13 protein-coding genes are annotated in these 15,397 nt (G+C 64.4%); 1 reads left to right on the top strand and 12 read right to left on the bottom strand.

Translation table 11 applies throughout. The features are described from left to right. Positions 1-11 precede the first annotated feature (11 nt). Both BTN82_RS14425 and argH read right to left on the bottom strand, forming a co-directional pair. Positions 12-890, bottom strand: a complete 879-nt coding sequence (locus tag BTN82_RS14425; protein WP_075119788.1) for an amino acid ABC transporter permease — start codon at positions 888-890, stop codon at positions 12-14. Between the two features lie 118 nt (positions 891-1,008). After that, positions 1,009-2,436 (bottom strand): argininosuccinate lyase, encoded by a 1,428-nt coding sequence (gene argH / locus BTN82_RS14430; protein ID WP_075119789.1) that lies wholly within the window; start codon positions 2,434-2,436, stop codon positions 1,009-1,011. Between the two features lie 304 nt (positions 2,437-2,740). On the opposite strand from argH, the gene BTN82_RS14435 reads away from it, so the two are divergent. Next, positions 2,741-3,706 carry a LysR family transcriptional regulator gene (locus tag BTN82_RS14435; RefSeq protein ID WP_075119790.1) on the top strand — a complete coding sequence of 322 codons (966 nt, stop codon included), beginning with the start codon at positions 2,741-2,743 and terminating at the stop codon, positions 3,704-3,706. 288 nt (positions 3,707-3,994) lie between these two features. Here the strand turns inward: BTN82_RS14435 and BTN82_RS14440 are convergent, their stop codons facing one another. The 10 genes from BTN82_RS14440 to arnB are packed head-to-tail and all read right to left on the bottom strand — an operon-like array spanning position 3,995 to position 14,976. After that, positions 3,995-4,513 (bottom strand): GNAT family N-acetyltransferase, encoded by a 519-nt coding sequence (locus tag BTN82_RS14440; RefSeq protein WP_075119791.1) that lies wholly within the window; start codon positions 4,511-4,513, stop codon positions 3,995-3,997. A 42-nt stretch (positions 4,514-4,555) separates the two neighbouring features. Further along, a complete protein-coding gene (locus BTN82_RS14445; protein WP_075119792.1) occupies positions 4,556-6,175 on the bottom strand; it encodes an ArnT family glycosyltransferase in 1,620 nt (539 codons plus the stop codon). Continuing rightward, complete coding sequence (locus BTN82_RS14450) at positions 6,176-7,549, bottom strand: UDP-glucose dehydrogenase family protein (RefSeq protein ID WP_075119793.1); 1,374 nt, start codon at positions 7,547-7,549, stop codon at positions 6,176-6,178. It lies immediately after the preceding gene. After that, the gene (arnF, locus tag BTN82_RS14455; protein ID WP_075119794.1) at positions 7,546-7,959 is read right to left on the bottom strand and encodes a 4-amino-4-deoxy-L-arabinose-phosphoundecaprenol flippase subunit ArnF; all 414 of its coding nucleotides are present in this window, start codon (positions 7,957-7,959) and stop codon (positions 7,546-7,548) included. The genes BTN82_RS14450 and arnF overlap by 4 nt, the downstream gene beginning before the upstream one ends. Continuing rightward, on the bottom strand, positions 7,956-8,300 hold the full coding sequence (gene arnE, locus BTN82_RS14460) for a 4-amino-4-deoxy-L-arabinose-phosphoundecaprenol flippase subunit ArnE (RefSeq protein ID WP_075119795.1): 345 nt from the start codon (positions 8,298-8,300) through the stop codon (positions 7,956-7,958). Before arnE ends, arnF begins: the two co-directional genes overlap by 4 nt. Further along, positions 8,297-9,943, bottom strand: a complete 1,647-nt coding sequence (arnT, locus tag BTN82_RS14465) for a lipid IV(A) 4-amino-4-deoxy-L-arabinosyltransferase (protein ID WP_075119796.1) — start codon at positions 9,941-9,943, stop codon at positions 8,297-8,299. Before arnT ends, arnE begins: the two co-directional genes overlap by 4 nt. Next, positions 9,940-10,824, bottom strand: coding sequence for a 4-deoxy-4-formamido-L-arabinose-phosphoundecaprenol deformylase (arnD, locus tag BTN82_RS14470; RefSeq protein WP_075119797.1), 885 nt, complete (start codon positions 10,822-10,824; stop codon positions 9,940-9,942). Before arnD ends, arnT begins: the two co-directional genes overlap by 4 nt. After that, a complete protein-coding gene (gene arnA / locus BTN82_RS14475; protein ID WP_075119798.1) occupies positions 10,824-12,815 on the bottom strand; it encodes a bifunctional UDP-4-amino-4-deoxy-L-arabinose formyltransferase/UDP-glucuronic acid oxidase ArnA in 1,992 nt (663 codons plus the stop codon). Before arnA ends, arnD begins: the two co-directional genes overlap by 1 nt. Further along, positions 12,812-13,831: an undecaprenyl-phosphate 4-deoxy-4-formamido-L-arabinose transferase gene (gene arnC, locus BTN82_RS14480; RefSeq protein WP_075119799.1), complete on the bottom strand. Its 1,020-nt coding sequence runs from the start codon at positions 13,829-13,831 to the stop codon at positions 12,812-12,814. Before arnC ends, arnA begins: the two co-directional genes overlap by 4 nt. Further along, complete coding sequence (gene arnB, locus BTN82_RS14485) at positions 13,828-14,976, bottom strand: UDP-4-amino-4-deoxy-L-arabinose aminotransferase (RefSeq protein ID WP_075119800.1); 1,149 nt, start codon at positions 14,974-14,976, stop codon at positions 13,828-13,830. The genes arnC and arnB overlap by 4 nt, the downstream gene beginning before the upstream one ends. Positions 14,977-15,397 lie beyond the last annotated feature (421 nt).

Below are 15,397 nucleotides of genomic sequence, written 5' to 3' on the forward strand. Positions count from 1 at the left end.
TCCAGGGCTGCTTACGAGCGCTTGCCAGCGCCACGGGCGAAACGGCGTTCCAGGCGGCTTTGGCCGAAGGACAGGACAGTGACGGCGGCCAGGTACCAGATCCCGGCGACGATCAGCAGCTCCATCACCCGAGCGTTGGCGTAGTAGATGTTCTGGGCGTTGTAGAGCAGTTCCGAGTACTGGATCACGCTGGCCAGGGAAGTCATCTTGACCATGCCGATGAATTCGTTGCCCACCGGCGGGATGATGATGCGCATGGCCTGGGGCAGGATGATCCGGCGCAGGGCCTGCAGGCGCGGCATGCCGATCGACTTGGCGGCTTCGTACTGGCCGGTGTCCACCGACAGCAGGCCGGCGCGCACCACCTCGGCGGTGTAGGCGCCCTGGTTGATGCTCAGGCCGAGCAGGGCGGCCACGAACGGCGTCATCAGGCTCACGGTGTCCAGCTCGAACAGCCCGGGAATGCCGATGGTGGGGAAGATCAGCGCCAGGTTGAACCACAGCAGCAGTTGCAGGATCAGCGGCGTGCCGCGGAACAGCCAGGTGTAGGTCACGGCCACGTAGCGCAGGATCGGGTTGGCCGACATGCGCATGATCGCGGTGATGACCCCGAACACAATCCCCAGGGCCATGGCCAGGATCGCCATGACCAGGGTATTGAGCAGGCCGAACAGGATCGCCTGGGAGGTGAGGAACTGGCCGATGTACGACCATTCGATCTTGCCTTCGGCGAAGGCCCGGACCAGGCCGACCAGGGCGATGACGATCGCCGTGGCGAAGAGGATCCGCCCGTAGTAGCGCCGTGGCACATGTTCGTACTGGGTGATGTCGAACTGGTTTTCGGCGTGTTTGCGCTCGGCGAGAAGGCGCTCTGCCTGGGTCTGGCTCATGGTGTTTGCTCCCAACGCAGGCGGACGGCGCCTGCGGTCTGTCGGTCTTCGTCCCCGAGCATCGAGCTGGCCGGCGACAGCGATGCCGGCTTGCTCGCGGGGGATTGCGTTCAAGGTTTCAGAGACGGAAACCGTCGTACTGCGCGGCCCATTGCTGCTGCGCCGCCAGGGCGCTTTTCAGCCGGACGATCTGCGCGCGCACCTGTTCCGGCGCGGTGCCGCCCCAGCCGCTGCGGGCGGCGATGGCGGCCTCCAGGGTCAGGCTGTCGCGCACTTGCGGGGTCAGGCGCGTATCGATTTCGGCCAGCAGGGCCGGGGACGCCTCCCAGAGTTCGAGGTCGTGCTTCTCGCAGGCCTGGACCAGCGCGCCGGTGATTTCGTGGGCTTCCTTGAACGGCACCCCGCGCACCGCCAACCAGTCGGCGACCTCGGTGGCCAGGGTGAAACCCAGTGGCGCCTGATGCCGCAGTTCCTCGACGTTGACGGTCATGGTCGCGACCATCCCGGCCATGGCCGGCAGCACCAGCAGCAGGGTGTCGACGCTGTCGAGCACGCCGTTCTTGTCTTCGCTCAGGTCGCGGTTGTAGGACAGCGGCAACGACTTGAGGGTCGACAGCAGCCCGGTGAGGTTGCCGATCAGCCGGCCGGCCTTGCCCCGCGCCAGCTCGGCGATATCGGGGTTTTTCTTCTGCGGCATGATCGAACTGCCGGTGGCGTAGGCATCGTCCAGGGCCACCCAGCGGAACTGCCGCGACGACCACAGGCAGAACTCCTCGGCCAGGCGCGAGATGTTGATGCCGAGCATGCTGGCGACGAACAGGAACTCGGCCACGTGGTCGCGGCTGGCCACCGCGTCGATGGAGTTCTCGCAGACACCGGCGTAGCCCATTTCCCTGGCCGACTGCTGCGGCTGGCGGGCGATGGCCGAGCCGGCCATCGCCGCCGCGCCCAGTGGCGACAGGGCGGTGCGGGCATCCCAGTCCACCAGCCGTTGCACGTCGCGCAGCATCGACTGGGCATGGGCCAGCAGGTGGTGGGCGAAGACGATCGGCTGGGCCTGCTGCAGGTGGGTGAAGCCCGGGCAAATGCTGTCCACATGCCGTTCGGCCTGTTCCACCAGCGCTTGTTGCAGGCCCAGTACCTGCACCGCCAGGGTACGGACATGGTCGCGCAGGAACAGGCGCAAGTCGTTGGCGGTCTGGTCGTTGCGCGAGCGGCCGGCGCGCAGCTTGCCGCCGAGGGCGCCGAGACGCTCGGTGAGCAGGCGCTCGATGAAGGTGTGCACGTCTTCGTCGTCGAGGGTCGGGCTGGCCCGGCCGGCGCGGAAGTCCTCGCCGATGCGCTCCAGGGCTTCAAGCAGGGTGGCGGTCTCCTGCTCATCGAGCAGGCCGGCGCGCTGCAGTTCCCGGGCATGAGCCTTGGAGCCGGCGAGGTCGTAGGGGGTCAGGCGGAAGTAGCGCTCGGGGCAACGCGACAGGGCGGCCAGGGCTTCGGACGGAGCGCTTTTGAAGCGGGCGCCCCACAGACGGTCGGTAGCTTGGTTCATTGTTTTTTTTCCTCGTCGATAACGCGAATTGAATCGGTACGGCCGACCACGGACTTCCTCGGCAGCCGCGCAAAGGGCGTCGAAGAATCTTCGGGTCAGACAGGTTTCAAGAGGGCAGTGGCCAGTGGCGAGAACTGATCGAAGTGTCAGTTTTTAGTTGCGTCGAATCAGCGAGTTGCGGCTGCTCCAGGGAAATTTTTGGTGGTTGCCAAGCCTTGTTTTCTGTGTTCATTATTATTTATCGGCTGTGTTTTTGTTGTGCAGCAAAGCCTGTTGAATATGCCGAACGAGGTCAATAAGCATTATGGAAACCCCACTTTCCAATTCTGGAAACCCACCGATTAAAACCGCCCATAGAGCACCGCTGGCACTCAGCGGATTGGACTTCAAACTGCTCAAGGTATTCAAGGCGGTGGTCGAGGCGGGAGGCTTCAGCGCCGCGCAAAACGAGCTGAACGTGGGCCTTGCGGCCATCAGCAAACAGATTTCGGACCTTGAGATCCGCATCGGCATGCGCCTGTGCACTCGGGGCCGGGAGGGGTTTTGCCTGACTGAGGAAGGCAGCCTGGTGTATCAGGCGTCGATTGATCTGTTTGCCTCGGTGGATAACTTTCGCGATCGGCTTAGTTGCGCGCAAAATGAAATAATCGGCGATCTTGGCGTGGGGGTTATTGATAATACGATTACCGACGTCAATTCGCCGTTAGTTGCTGCGTTGCGTCGAATGAATATGCAGTCGCCGAAAGTAAGGTTCAGGCTTTGCGCCGCGCAGCTGGACGAAGTGGAACGGGGCGTGGTGGAAGGTCGCTTAGTTGCTGGAATAGTTCCGGTTTATCAGAAGCGCGAAGAGTTCGATTACTTCAAGTTGTATGACGAAGTATCCGAAGCCTATTGCGCCGAAGAGCATCCGTTATTCAACGTGGCAGACAGCGCGATCGACAGCCAGACGCTCAAGCAGTACGAGTTCATCAACCACCGCTACGCGATCCATCAGGACAAGAGCCACTTTGCCGTGTACGACAGCTTTTCGGCTTCGGCCTCCCAGGTCGAGGCGGTAGCCATGCTGATCAAGACCGGGCGTTTCATCGGCTTTCTGCCTCGGCACTACGCCGCGACGCTGGTAGAGCGCGGCGAAATGCGCGCGCTGCGCGCGGACCTGATTCACTACAGCACGCCTTTCAGCCTGATCCTGCGCCACAACACCGTCCGCAGCCCCCTGGTGAAAGCTTTCGCCCAGGCGCTGGGGGTGGATCTCAAGAGCAATGGCTGAGGCCGCGGCGGCTTCTGGTCCCGGCAGGTTCATGCACTTGGCGGTTGGCGGGAAGTGCGCGGCCTGATCAATCGAAACAGCTGGAGTGAATGGCCGGTATTGCTGGCTTATTGGCACTTTTGGTTAACGGCCAAAAGTAATCGCGCAGTGCAAAACATGGCACCGTCTTAAACATCCTTAGATGCCTGGCAAACACCCGTCCCCGGCAGGAGCGAGCGTGCTCGCGATGGCAATCCCGCGGCCAGCGCCCATCTTGGAAGTACCGGTTTTATCGCGAGCACGCCGTTGCTACAGGAGCAACGTCAGGCGCATCGCGCAGCGTCTCGCGGTAGGCAGGCCATGGCGAGCTTCCTCGGCCAGGATCCGTTGCAGGCGCGGCTCCAGTTGCTCGGTGTCCAGGGTGACGAAACCGCAGCGCTGGTAGAAGGGTTCGTTCCACGGCAGTTGGCGAAAGGTGCTCAGGGTCAGGGCGCTGAAACCCTGCTGGCGTGCCTGTTCGCGCACCGTCTCCAGCAGGCGGCGGCCAATGCCGCGCCCTTGGGCATGGCTGGCGACCGAGATTTCCCAGATATGCAGCGCGTCGGCGCAGGCCTCGGCGTCGAGGAAGGCGCACACCCGTCGATCGAGCACCGCCACCCATACCCGCTGCTGGCGGATATGCGCCAGGTGCCGCACCGCGTCGGTCACTTCGGCGTCGGCCAGCCAGGCCAGTTCGGCGTCGTGGCGAAACAGTCCGGCGGCGCTGCGCTCGATGGTGGGGAGCTGTGGGGCATCGGCCTCGAAGGCCTGGCGAATGTGCAGGTTCATGGGGCGCGAGTGTAAGGATTCAGGCCCAGGCGCGGCAACCGCTCAGGGTTGCGCCGGGCCCGGCAGGTGCAGCATCAGGTAGTCGTTCTTGTCGAAGCGCCCGCTGAGCACCGGCTTGAGCGCTGCCAGGGGCGTGCCTTTCAAGGCGGCGAGGTCGCTCTGGTCCATCACCACCCAGGCCGGACCGCTCAGGGCGGCCAGGGCTTCGGGGCGTTCGGTGAACAGGGGTTGCAGGTCCTGGTCGAGGTTGACCATGAACTTGATCGCCTTGGCGTCCTTGCCCATGGCGTGCAGCACCACCGGGGCCGGCGCCTCGTTGATCAGGCGTTGCGCGGCCAGGCTGAAGGCCTGGGTGTCGTACAGCTGGCGCTGGACAGGCTCGAACACCCCGATGTAGGCGCTCCACACCGCCAGGACGGCGGTATAGGCCAGGCCGACGGCACGCTGGCGGGGTCGGGCCAGCATGACCAGCGCGGCCACTTGCAGCAGACCGAGGATGGCCAGCGGTACGCTCAGGTCGGTCAGTTGCCCGGGGAATTTGCGTCGTACCAGCAGCAACCCGACGATCAACAGCCCGGGCAACAGCAGCCAGAGCCCCTGGATCGCCACCCGCAACCACGCTAGAGCACGCCCTTGCCGGGCCTGGAACGGGTAGGCCGCGACAATCGCCGCCATGGGCAGCATCGGCAGCAGGTAGCGGGCTTTCTTGGCCTGGGGGATCGACAGGCCGATCATCACCAACAGCCCCGCGGCGGTGCACAGGCGCAGCAGCTTCAGCGCCGGGCCAGGTTCGGCGCGTCCGGCCAGCAGCACGCCGATCCAGGCGAGGATCGCCAGCGGGTACGCCAGGGCGTAGTTGCCCAGGGAACTGCTGAAGTAATACAACAGGCCGCTGCTGCCCTCGCTGCCGTCCATGCGGCCGAGGAACTGCATGCGGATCACTTCCTGGACAAAGGCCGGGCCGCCGCTGAGCCGCGCCAGCCCCAACAGCAGGCCGATGCAGGCCAGCAGCAGTACCAGGGCACAGAAGCCGAAGACCAGCAGGCGGCGCCATTGGCCGCCCAGCAGGTAATAGCTGCCCAGCATGCCGGTGGGGATCACCAGGCCGATCGGACCGCGAATGGCAAAACCCAGGGCCAGCAGGGCGAAGACCAGCCCCAGGCGCCGTGGCGCGGCGAAATGGTCGTGGGCGTATCCCAGGTAAAACACCGCCAGGGCCACGGCGGCGAGCATCTGGTCGAGGGACACGGCACGGGTTTCAGTGATGAAGGTCGTGCTCAGGAGCAGCAGGGCGATGCTCAGCAGGGCCCAGGTCCGGGAGTAGGGCGCCAGCAGCCGATAGACCAGGCCGACGATGGTGGCCGAGGCCAGGGCCGTGGGCAGCCACGCGCTCAGGCAGGTGACCCGGCCGAACGGCAGCGAGAACAGATAGATCAACAGCGTCGAGGCGCTGCTGTAGTCGGCATAGGGTTGGCCATAGGTGGTGGGAAAGAACCCCGGCCCATGGCGCAGCATTTCCTGGGCGAACAGGACGAACCTGGAGTCGAAGCCGATCACCGGCTGCTGGTAGACGCCGGCGCAGAACAGCAGCAGGGCCAGCAGCCCCAGCGCCCACGATTGCCTGCGCAGCGTGGGCGTCGCGCAGGCGGCGATCGGGTTCATTCAGGCCTCGGTCACAGCAGGGGTCCATTGTTGGTGAGGCATCGGCAGGTTGCGCGATTCGCCGCGGCCGATCGGGAAGTAGGTGAAACCGCTGCGGGCCAGGCGCTCGGCGTCGTACAGGTTGCGCCCGTCGAAGATCACCGGGGCCTTGAGGCGTTGTTGCAGCAGCTGGAAATCCGGCGCCTTGAACTGCTGCCACTCGGTGCAGACGATCAGCGCGTCGGCATCGGCCAGTACCGACTCCGGGGTGCCCATCAGCATCAGTTTCGGCTCGTCGGGGTACAGACGCTGGGTTTCCTGCATGGCTTCCGGGTCGAAGGCGCGCACCTTGGCGCCGGCGGCCCACAGCGACTCCAGCAGCACCCGGCTCGGCGCGTCGCGCATGTCGTCGGTGTTGGGTTTGAAGGCCAGGCCCCAGAGGGCGAAGGTCTTGCCTTTCAGGTCGCCCTTGTAGAAGGCGTTGATGCGCTCGAACAGCTTGTGTTTCTGCCGTTCGTTGATGGCTTCCACCGCTTGCAACAGGTCGCTGGAGCAATGGGCCTGTTCGGCGCTGTGGATCAGCGCGCGCATGTCCTTGGGGAAGCACGAGCCGCCATAACCGCAGCCCGGGTAGATGAAGTGGTAGCCGATGCGCGAGTCGGCGCCGATGCCCAGGCGCACCGATTCGATGTCGGCGCCCAGGTGTTCGGCCAGCTCGGCGATCTGGTTGATGAAGCTGATCTTGGTCGCCAGCATGCAGTTGGCGGCGTATTTGGTCAGTTCGGCGCTGCGCAGGTCCATGAACATGATGCGGTCGTGGTTGCGGTTGAAGGGCGCGTAGAGGTCGCGCATCACGTCGCGGACTTCTTCGCGCTCGCAGCCGACGATGATCCGGTCCGGGCGACGGCAATCGGAAACCGCCGAGCCTTCCTTGAGGAATTCCGGGTTGGAGACGATATCGAATGTCAGGCTGCGCCCGTCCAGGGCCTTTTCGATATGCGCCTTCAAGGTATCGCCGGTTCCCACCGGTACCGTGGATTTCTCCACCAGGATCACCGGCTGTTCGCGGTGACGGGCCACCGCGTCGCCCACCGACAGCACGTAGCGCAGGTCGGCCGAGCCGTCTTCGCTGGACGGCGTGCCCACGGCGATGAACAGGACCTGGCCATGCTGCACCGCGAGTTTTTCATCGCTGGTGAAGCTCAGGCGCTTGCCTTCCAGGTTCTCCCTGACCAGGCTGGCCAGCCCGGGCTCGAAGATACTGACGTGCCCCTGTTGCAGCTGCTGGACCTTGTGTTCGTCAATGTCCATGCAGATGACATCGTGGCCGACTTCGGCCAGCACGGCGGCTTGTACGAGGCCGACGTAACCACTTCCAAATACGCTGATTTTCATGGGGTATTCCTGGGACTTGTCGCGGGAGCAGGTCGTGAGTTGATGGTAATCACACCGAGGATGACCAAGGCCACCCCGAGGGTTTTCGAGAGCGTGAACGGCTCGTTGAACAGTGGCAGGCCGGCCGCCAGCAGGTAGACCAGCGCGTAGCTGATGCTCAGCAGGGAATAGGCGCGGCCCAGCGGCAGGTCGCGCAGGGCGGCCAGCCAGCAGAGCATCGACAACCCATAGGCAAGGATCGCCGCCAGCACGACGCCCAGCGCGAGCAGGTCGACCTGGCCGTCGGACAGCGTTTGCAGCCACTGCGCGGGCGCCGGCAGGCGGGTCATGCTCCAGCGCATGCCCAGCTGGGCGGCGCTGACCAGCAGCACGCTGCCCATGGCGAAGATGAATCCGCGGGCCCGGCTCATGCGTGGCGACTCAGCAGCACGACCCCGGCCAACACCAGGGCCACGCCCAGCCAGTGGCGACGGTCGATGGTTTCGTGGAACACGAAGCGGGCGATCAGGGTGATGAAGACGAAATTCAGGCTGAGCATTGGGTAAGCGATGCCGACTTCCATCCGTTGCAGCACCAGCAGCCACACCAGCAAGCCGCCGCCGAGGCTCGCCAGGGCCAGCCACAGCCAGGGCGAGCGCAGCTTGTCGAGCGCGCCCGAGGGCTGGCCGCGCCAGCTTTCCACGGCAAACTTCTGGGCGATCTGGCCCAGGCAGGTCAGGCCGCAGGCGACGAGCAGCAGCAACAGGCTCATGGTTGGCTCTGCGGGAAGATCAGGATCACGAGATTGCCCTGGTCATAACGTTTGAAGTCCTGCGGCAACAGGTCGATTTCGTAATGTTCGTCGCCGTTGACGCGCATGACGACGCCCACCTGGCCCTGCTTGCGGGCCTGCGGCATCCACTCGCCGACCTTGCGCAGATCGATATAGCGATACTGGGTATCAGGATAGGCCAGGCCATATTTCACTTCGCCGGTCGTGTTGTACAAGGCGATATCCGGGCGCTTGAGCCGCCAGGCCAGGGCCGAGGCGGCGCCCAGGTCGTTGCTCACCAGGGTATGGCTGCGGGCCAGTTCCTCGACGTGATCGACGATGAATTGATCCGGGGTCTTGTTGTAGACCACCGAGTTCGGCAGGCCGGCCGGCAGCAGGGCAATGAACAGCCAACTGCCAAGCGCCGGCGCGGCCCACAGGCGCAGCGGTCGGAAAGCTTGCAGCACGTTGCTGACGATCCAGCCGAACAGGGCGAGGAACACCAGCACCAGGTGCCCGGGTTCGTTGGCATACAACGGCTTCTTCAGCTGGAAATACACCAGCGTCAACAGCAACAACAGGCCCAGTACCGCGTTGAGCACGCCGTTGAGGCTGATAGCCCGGGTCTGCCCGGTGCGCAGCCGATCGCTCAGGGTATGGCCCATCAGCAGCGCCAGCGGCAGCAGGCACGGCAGGATGTAGGCCGGCAGCTTGCCCTTGCTCAGGCTGAAGAACGCCAGCGGCAGGATCAGCCACAGCAACAGGAAACCGACCTGGGCCTGGCGCCGGGCCTGCCAGGCCTGTTTGAAGGTGCTGGGCAGCAACAGCACCCACGGCGTGCTGAACGCCACCAGCAGCGGCAGGTAGTACCACCAGGGGGCCGAGTGCTGGGCGTCGTCACCGGCAAAACGCCGGATGTGCTCGTGCCAGAAGAAGAACCGCCAGTAGTCCGGTTCCTGGGCATGGACCGCCAGGGCCCACGGCAGGCTGACGACGATCGCCACCAGCACCGCCACGCCGCCGTAGACGAACAGCTCGCGCAAACGCTTCTGCCAGGCCATGTAGGGCAGGGCGATCAGCACCGGCAGCAGCCAGGCGAGAAAACCCTTGGTCATGAAGCCCATGCCGCAGGCCAGGCCGAGCCCGGCCCAGGCCAGCAGGCGGCCGCGCGGACTCTTCGGGTCGAGAGCGAACCACAGGGCCACCAGGCTCAGGTTGACCCAGAAGGTGAACTGCGGATCGAGGTTGGCATAACCGCCGGCGCCGACCACCACGCAGAAACTCATGTACAGCAGGGCGCTGATCAGGCTCTTGCGCGGGTCGTTCCACAGCCGTCGGGCCATCAGGTAGGCGAGTACCACGCTCAGGCCCATGCTCAGGGCCGAGGCCACGCGCACGCCGAACAGGTTCTGGCCGAACACCGCCTGGCCGAGGGCGATCATCCAGTAGCCGGCGGCCGGCTTCTCGAAATAACGGATACCCATGAAATGCGGCGAGGCCCAGTGGCCGGTCAGGAGCATTTCCTGGCTGATCTGCGCGTAGCGGGTTTCATCGGGAATCCACAGGCCGTGGGTGGCCATCGGCAGCAGGAAGAACAGGCCGAAGGCAATCAACAATAAAGGCAGGGCCCAGCGTCTGGTCATGCGCCTTGCACTCCCAGCCAGCCTTCGCGGCCTTCGAGGGCACCGCGAACGACCTGCCCCTGGGGCAGGCTCTGCAAGGAGACGGGCAACAGCTCGCCCAGGGGGGTGAAATGAATGTCGCGCTGACGGGCTTGCGCCAGCAGCTGACGAAAATCGTTGGCCATCAGAATCCCTTCGACCTCGGCGTGAATGGTGTAGACGTTCAGCCCTTGGGGGCTGAACCGGTCCAGGATGAATGCATTGAAATCGGCGGCCGCCACGTGCGGGCCGACCACCTCGTCGAAGGTCGGCAGGTCCACCGGAATCTGCGGGGCTCCCAGGCTGCCGTCCGCCAGCCGCGGCTGGAAGATCGACGTGCCGCGGCAATCGCTGTTGTAGCGAAAGCCGAAGCGCTGCTTGGCCTCGACCACATGCTCGTCGGCGCGCCAGCCGGCCGCGGCCGAACAGTCGATGCGCTGGCCAAGAATGCTGCTTAGGGTGTCGACGCCCTGGCGGATCTGCTCGACCAGGCGCTCCTGGCTCCAGCGTCCGGCATTGGCTTGCCAGCCGTGGTGATCCCAGGCGTGCAGGCCGACCTCATGGCCGGCATCCCGGGCCTGACGCATCAGGTGCCCGAGGTCGCGGCCGATCGGCTTGCCCGGCCAGGCGGTGCCGGCCAGCAGGATGTCCCAGCCGTACAGGCCGGCGGCATTGGAGCGCAACATCTTCCAGAGAAATTGCGGACGGATCAGGCGCCACAAGTGGCGCCCCATGTTGTCCGGGCCGACGCTGAAGAAGAAGGTGGCCTTGATCCCGGCCTCGTCGAGCAGTTCCAGCAGCCGCGGCACCCCCTCACGGGTGCCGCGATAGGTATCGACATCGATTCGCAGACCCGCCTGCATCAGTGCTTGTCCGCGATTTCGAGCATGGCCTCGCGCAAGAAGAAGTCCAGCGTGTTACCGATGGTCTCGCTCATCTCGACGCTCGGCTCCCAGTCCAGCAGGCGCTTGGCGTTGGCGATGCTCGGCTTACGGTGTTCCACGTCCTGGTAACCGGCGCCATAGAACGCCTTGCTCTCGACGTCGCGGAAGCCGGCGAACGGCGGGAAGTTGCCGCGCAGCGGGTGCGCCTCGAACTGGCGCAGCAGCTCTTCGCCCAGCTGGCGGATGCTGGCTTCGTTGTCCGGGTTGCCGATGTTGATGATCTGGCCGTTGCACGCGTCGTTTTCGTTGTCGACGATGCGCGCCAGGGCTTCGATGCCGTCGGCGATGTCGGTGAAGCAACGCTTCTGCTCGCCGCCGTCGAACAGGCGGATCGGCGTGCCTTCCACCAGGTTGAGGATCAGCTGGGTGATGGCGCGGGAGCTGCCGATACGCGCCGAATCCAGGCGGTCCAGGCGCGGGCCCATCCAGTTGAACGGACGGAACAGGGTGAAATTCAGGCCTTTGCTGCCGTAGGCCCAGATCACCCGGTCCAGCAACTGCTTGGACACCGAGTAGATCCAGCGCTGCTTGTTGATCGGGCCGACGATCAGGTTGGAACTGTCTTCGTCGAAGTTCTGGTCCTGGCACATGCCGTAGACCTCGGAGGTCGACGGGAAGATCACGCGCTTGTTGTACTTGACGCAGTAGCGGACCAGCTTGAGGTTCTCTTCGAAGTCCAGTTCGAATACGCGCAGCGGGTTGCGGGTGTATTCGATCGGGGTGGCGATGGCCACCAGCGGCAGGACCACGTCGCATTTCTTGATGTGGTATTCGATCCACTCGGAGTGAATGCTGATGTCGCCTTCCACGAAGTGGAAGTTCGGGTGGCTGCGCAGGCGTTCGATGGCATCGGAACCGATGTCCAGGCCATAGACTTCGTACTTGTCGTCACGCAGCAGGCGCTCGGACAGGTGATTGCCGATAAAGCCGTTGACGCCGAGGATCAGTACCCGGGTACGGCGCGGGGCGCGGCCGGACTCGGCGCCGCGCAGCAGCGAACCGTCCACCAGGCCCAGCTCGTTGGCCAGTTGCGGACCGCTCAGGTACAGGCCGTTGTCGTTGCGCTGGCCGGCATTGATCTGCAGCGAGTCTTCGCCGCAGGCGATGCGCAGCGGGTCGACGCTGATGACCCGGCCCGGGGCCTGGCCCTGGTTGCCCTTGACCACTTCGGCGTTCCAGACGATCAGCTTGTGCTCGCCCACCGCGCAGAAGGCGCCCGGGTAGGGTTTGGTCACCGCGCGTACCAGGTTGAACAACTGCTCGGCCGGCTGGCTCCACAGCAGCTTGCCGTCGGCGGCGGTGCGCCGCCCGAAGTAGCTGGCCTTGGCTTCGTCCTGGGCGGTTTCGCTGACCTTGCCTTGCGCCAGGGCGGGCAGGGTGTCGCGCAACAGGCTGGAGGCGGCGGCGCGCAGTTTGCCGTGCAGGCTCAGCGCGGTGTCGCTGCGCTCGATGGCCACGCGTTCCTGGGCCAGGATCGGGCCGGCATCAGGGCGCTTGACCATGCGGTGCAGGGTCACGCCGGTTTCGCTTTCGCCGTTGACCAGCACCCAGTTGGCCGGCGCGCGACCGCGGTAGCTCGGCAGCAGCGAACCGTGCAGGTTGAAGGCGCCCTTGCTGGCGGTGGCCAGCAGGGCTTCGCTCAGCAGGTTGCGGTAGTAGAAGGAGAAAATGTACTCGGGGGCGAGCTTGGCGATGCGCTCGATCCACAGCGGGTGGTTGGCGTCTTCCGGGGCGTGCACAGGGATGCCCTTGAGCGAGCAGAGCTGGGCCACGGAACCGTAGAAGGTGTTTTCCTTCGGATCGTCGGCGTGGGTGAAGACCGCGGCGATTTCATAACCCGCGCTGAGCAGGGCTTCGATGCCCGCGCAGCCGATATCGTGGTAAGCGAAGACAACAGCTTTATGACTCATGGCGAAACCTGATCGGAGAGAGTGGAAGTTAGACCGTCGACGGTGACAACGGGAGCAGGGACGGCAGGCTGGCTGCGCAAGATTTTTTCAATGAAGAAACGCGGACGGGCGCGCACATCGCTGTACATGCGGCCCAGGTATTCGCCGAGCAGGCCCATGCCGATGAACTGGCCGCCGGTGAACACGAAGAGGATGGCGAACAGCACGAACATGCCGTCCCCGGCCCATTCGGCGCCGAATACCAGGCGCAGGAAGATCAGCATCAGGGCGAACAGCACGCCGAGGCCGGCCATGCCGAAACCGATGATGCTCAACAGGCGCAGCGGCGTGGTGGTCATGCAGGTGATCAGGTCGAACATCAGGTTGATCAGGCGCATCGGGCTGTATTTGGAGTCGCCGTGTTCGCGCTCGGCATGGTTCACCAGCACCTCGGTGGTGTGGCGGGCGAAGCTGTTGGCCAGGATCGGAATGAAGGTGCTACGTTCGCGGCAGGCGAGCATGGCGTCGACCACGCTGCGCCGGTAGGCGCGCAGCATGCAGCCGTAGTCGCTCATGGCGACGCCGGTGGAGCGCTGCACGGCCAGGTTGATCAGCTTCGACGGCCAGCGGCGCCAGGCGGAATCCTGGCGGTTGTTGCGCACGGTGCCGACCACGTCGTAGCCCAGCTCAGCCTGGGCCACCAGGCGCGGGATTTCCTCCGGCGGGTTCTGCAGGTCGGCGTCCAGGGTGATCACCACGTCGCCGCGGCATTGCTCGAAGCCGGCCATGATCGCCGCGTGCTGGCCGTAGTTGCGGTTGAGGATCACCGCGACCACCGGGCTGTTTTCGCGCCCGGCGGCGTCTTCGAGGAGCTGTGCCGAGCTGTCGCGACTGCCGTCGTCCACCAGGACAATCTCGAAGTCGTGCTTGAGCTGGCGGCACGCCGCTTCCGTGCGCCGCAGCAGTTCGGGCAGGCTCTCTTCTTCGTTGTAGACCGGGATGACGATCGACACGAACTGGATTGGATAAGGTTTCACAGGCGTGGGTCCAGACTGGTTTTGATGGCGCCGACGACCCGCTCGACATCGTCGAGGGTCATGTCGGGGAACAGCGGAATCGAGCACAGGCGTGCCGAGTTCCATTCGGTGTTGGGCAGCCGCACGTTGGGGAAGCGCTGGCGGTAGTAGCTGTGCAGGTGGCTGGCAACGAAGTGGATGCCGCTGCCGATGTTTTGTTCCTGCAGGGCCTTCATGAAACCGTCGCGGTCGATGCCGCAACGCTCGGCGTCGATGCGCAGGATGAACAGGTGCCAGGCATGCTGCTGCGGGTATTGCGGCAGGTGCAGCGGTTGCACCGGCAGGTCGCGTAGTTGCTCCAGGTAGGCGTTGGCCAGGACTTCGCGCTGGCGGTTGATGGCGTCCAGGCGTTGCAGTTGCACCAGGGCGATCGCTGCGTTGATGTCGGCCAGGTTGTACTTGAAGCCGGGCTCGATCACCTCGGCCTGGGGCTTGCGCCCGTGGGTCAGGCGGTCGTAGGCATCGACGCCCAGGCCGTGGAACTTGAGCATGCGCACCCGGTTGGCCAGGGCTTCGTCGTCGGTGACGAACATCGCGCCTTCGGCGCAGGTCATGTTCTTGATCGCATGGAAGGAGAAGATCGCCGTGCCTCGGGCGCCAATGGCGCGGCCACGGTAGGTGGTACCGGCGGCATGGGCGGCGTCTTCGATCACCGCGATGCCGTGTTTGTCGGCCAGGGCGTACAGCGGATCGAGGTCGAAGGCGGCGCCGGCGTAGTGCACCGGGACAATCGCCTTGGTACGCGGGGTGATGGCGGCTTCGACGGTGGCGGCATCGGTCATCAGGGTATGCGGGTCGACATCGACGAACACCGGGGTCGCGCCCAGCAGGGAGATCATGTTGGCGGTGGAAACCCAGGTCTGCGAAGGCGTGATGACCTCGTCGCCGGGGCCGATGCCCAGGGCCAGCAGGGCGATGTGCATGCCGCCGGTGGCCGACGACAGCGCCACCGCGTGCTTGCAGCCGACCCGTGCGGCGAACTGTTGTTCAAGCTCCTGGTTTTTCGGTCCGGTGGTGATCCAGCCGGAACGTAGAACCTGCTCGACTGCAGCAATCTCTTCATCGCCAATACTCGGGCGCGAGAAAGGAAGGAAAGCCTGGTTCATTGAGACCTCGGGGGAAAACGTTTCAAAGGAAGAGAACCAACATCGGATGAAGGCAGCGTCAAGGTGCAGCGGGAGGGGGTGCAGTCATCAAGATACGTCCAGGTAGTTGAGCCAGAGCAGCATTCCATGCAGTTCATCAGTAAAGACGAGATCAACGAAAAGTAAATATGGATCAAAGCGTTATCTCGGTCCCGCGAGAACGCTTCGTATTGCTGTCTGGCGTTTCAGGATGTTTCGAGGTTAAGCCGAAATATGTGAAACGGATATGAAAAATAGCGCAAGAAGGCGTTTATCTTTCAGCCAGACAGCCCGGGTTCAGTTTCGTCCGCCAGGGCACCGTGCCCTGGCGAAAAGCGGGCATTTTTTAACTGATTTACGGTGCTCTTTGAATACACAGATCGAGGGGCTTTTGCGGCTTTTC

It is taken from the genome of Pseudomonas chlororaphis, assembly GCF_001921865.1.
GTDB classification, from domain to species: Bacteria; Pseudomonadota; Gammaproteobacteria; order Pseudomonadales; family Pseudomonadaceae; genus Aquipseudomonas; species Aquipseudomonas chlororaphis_D.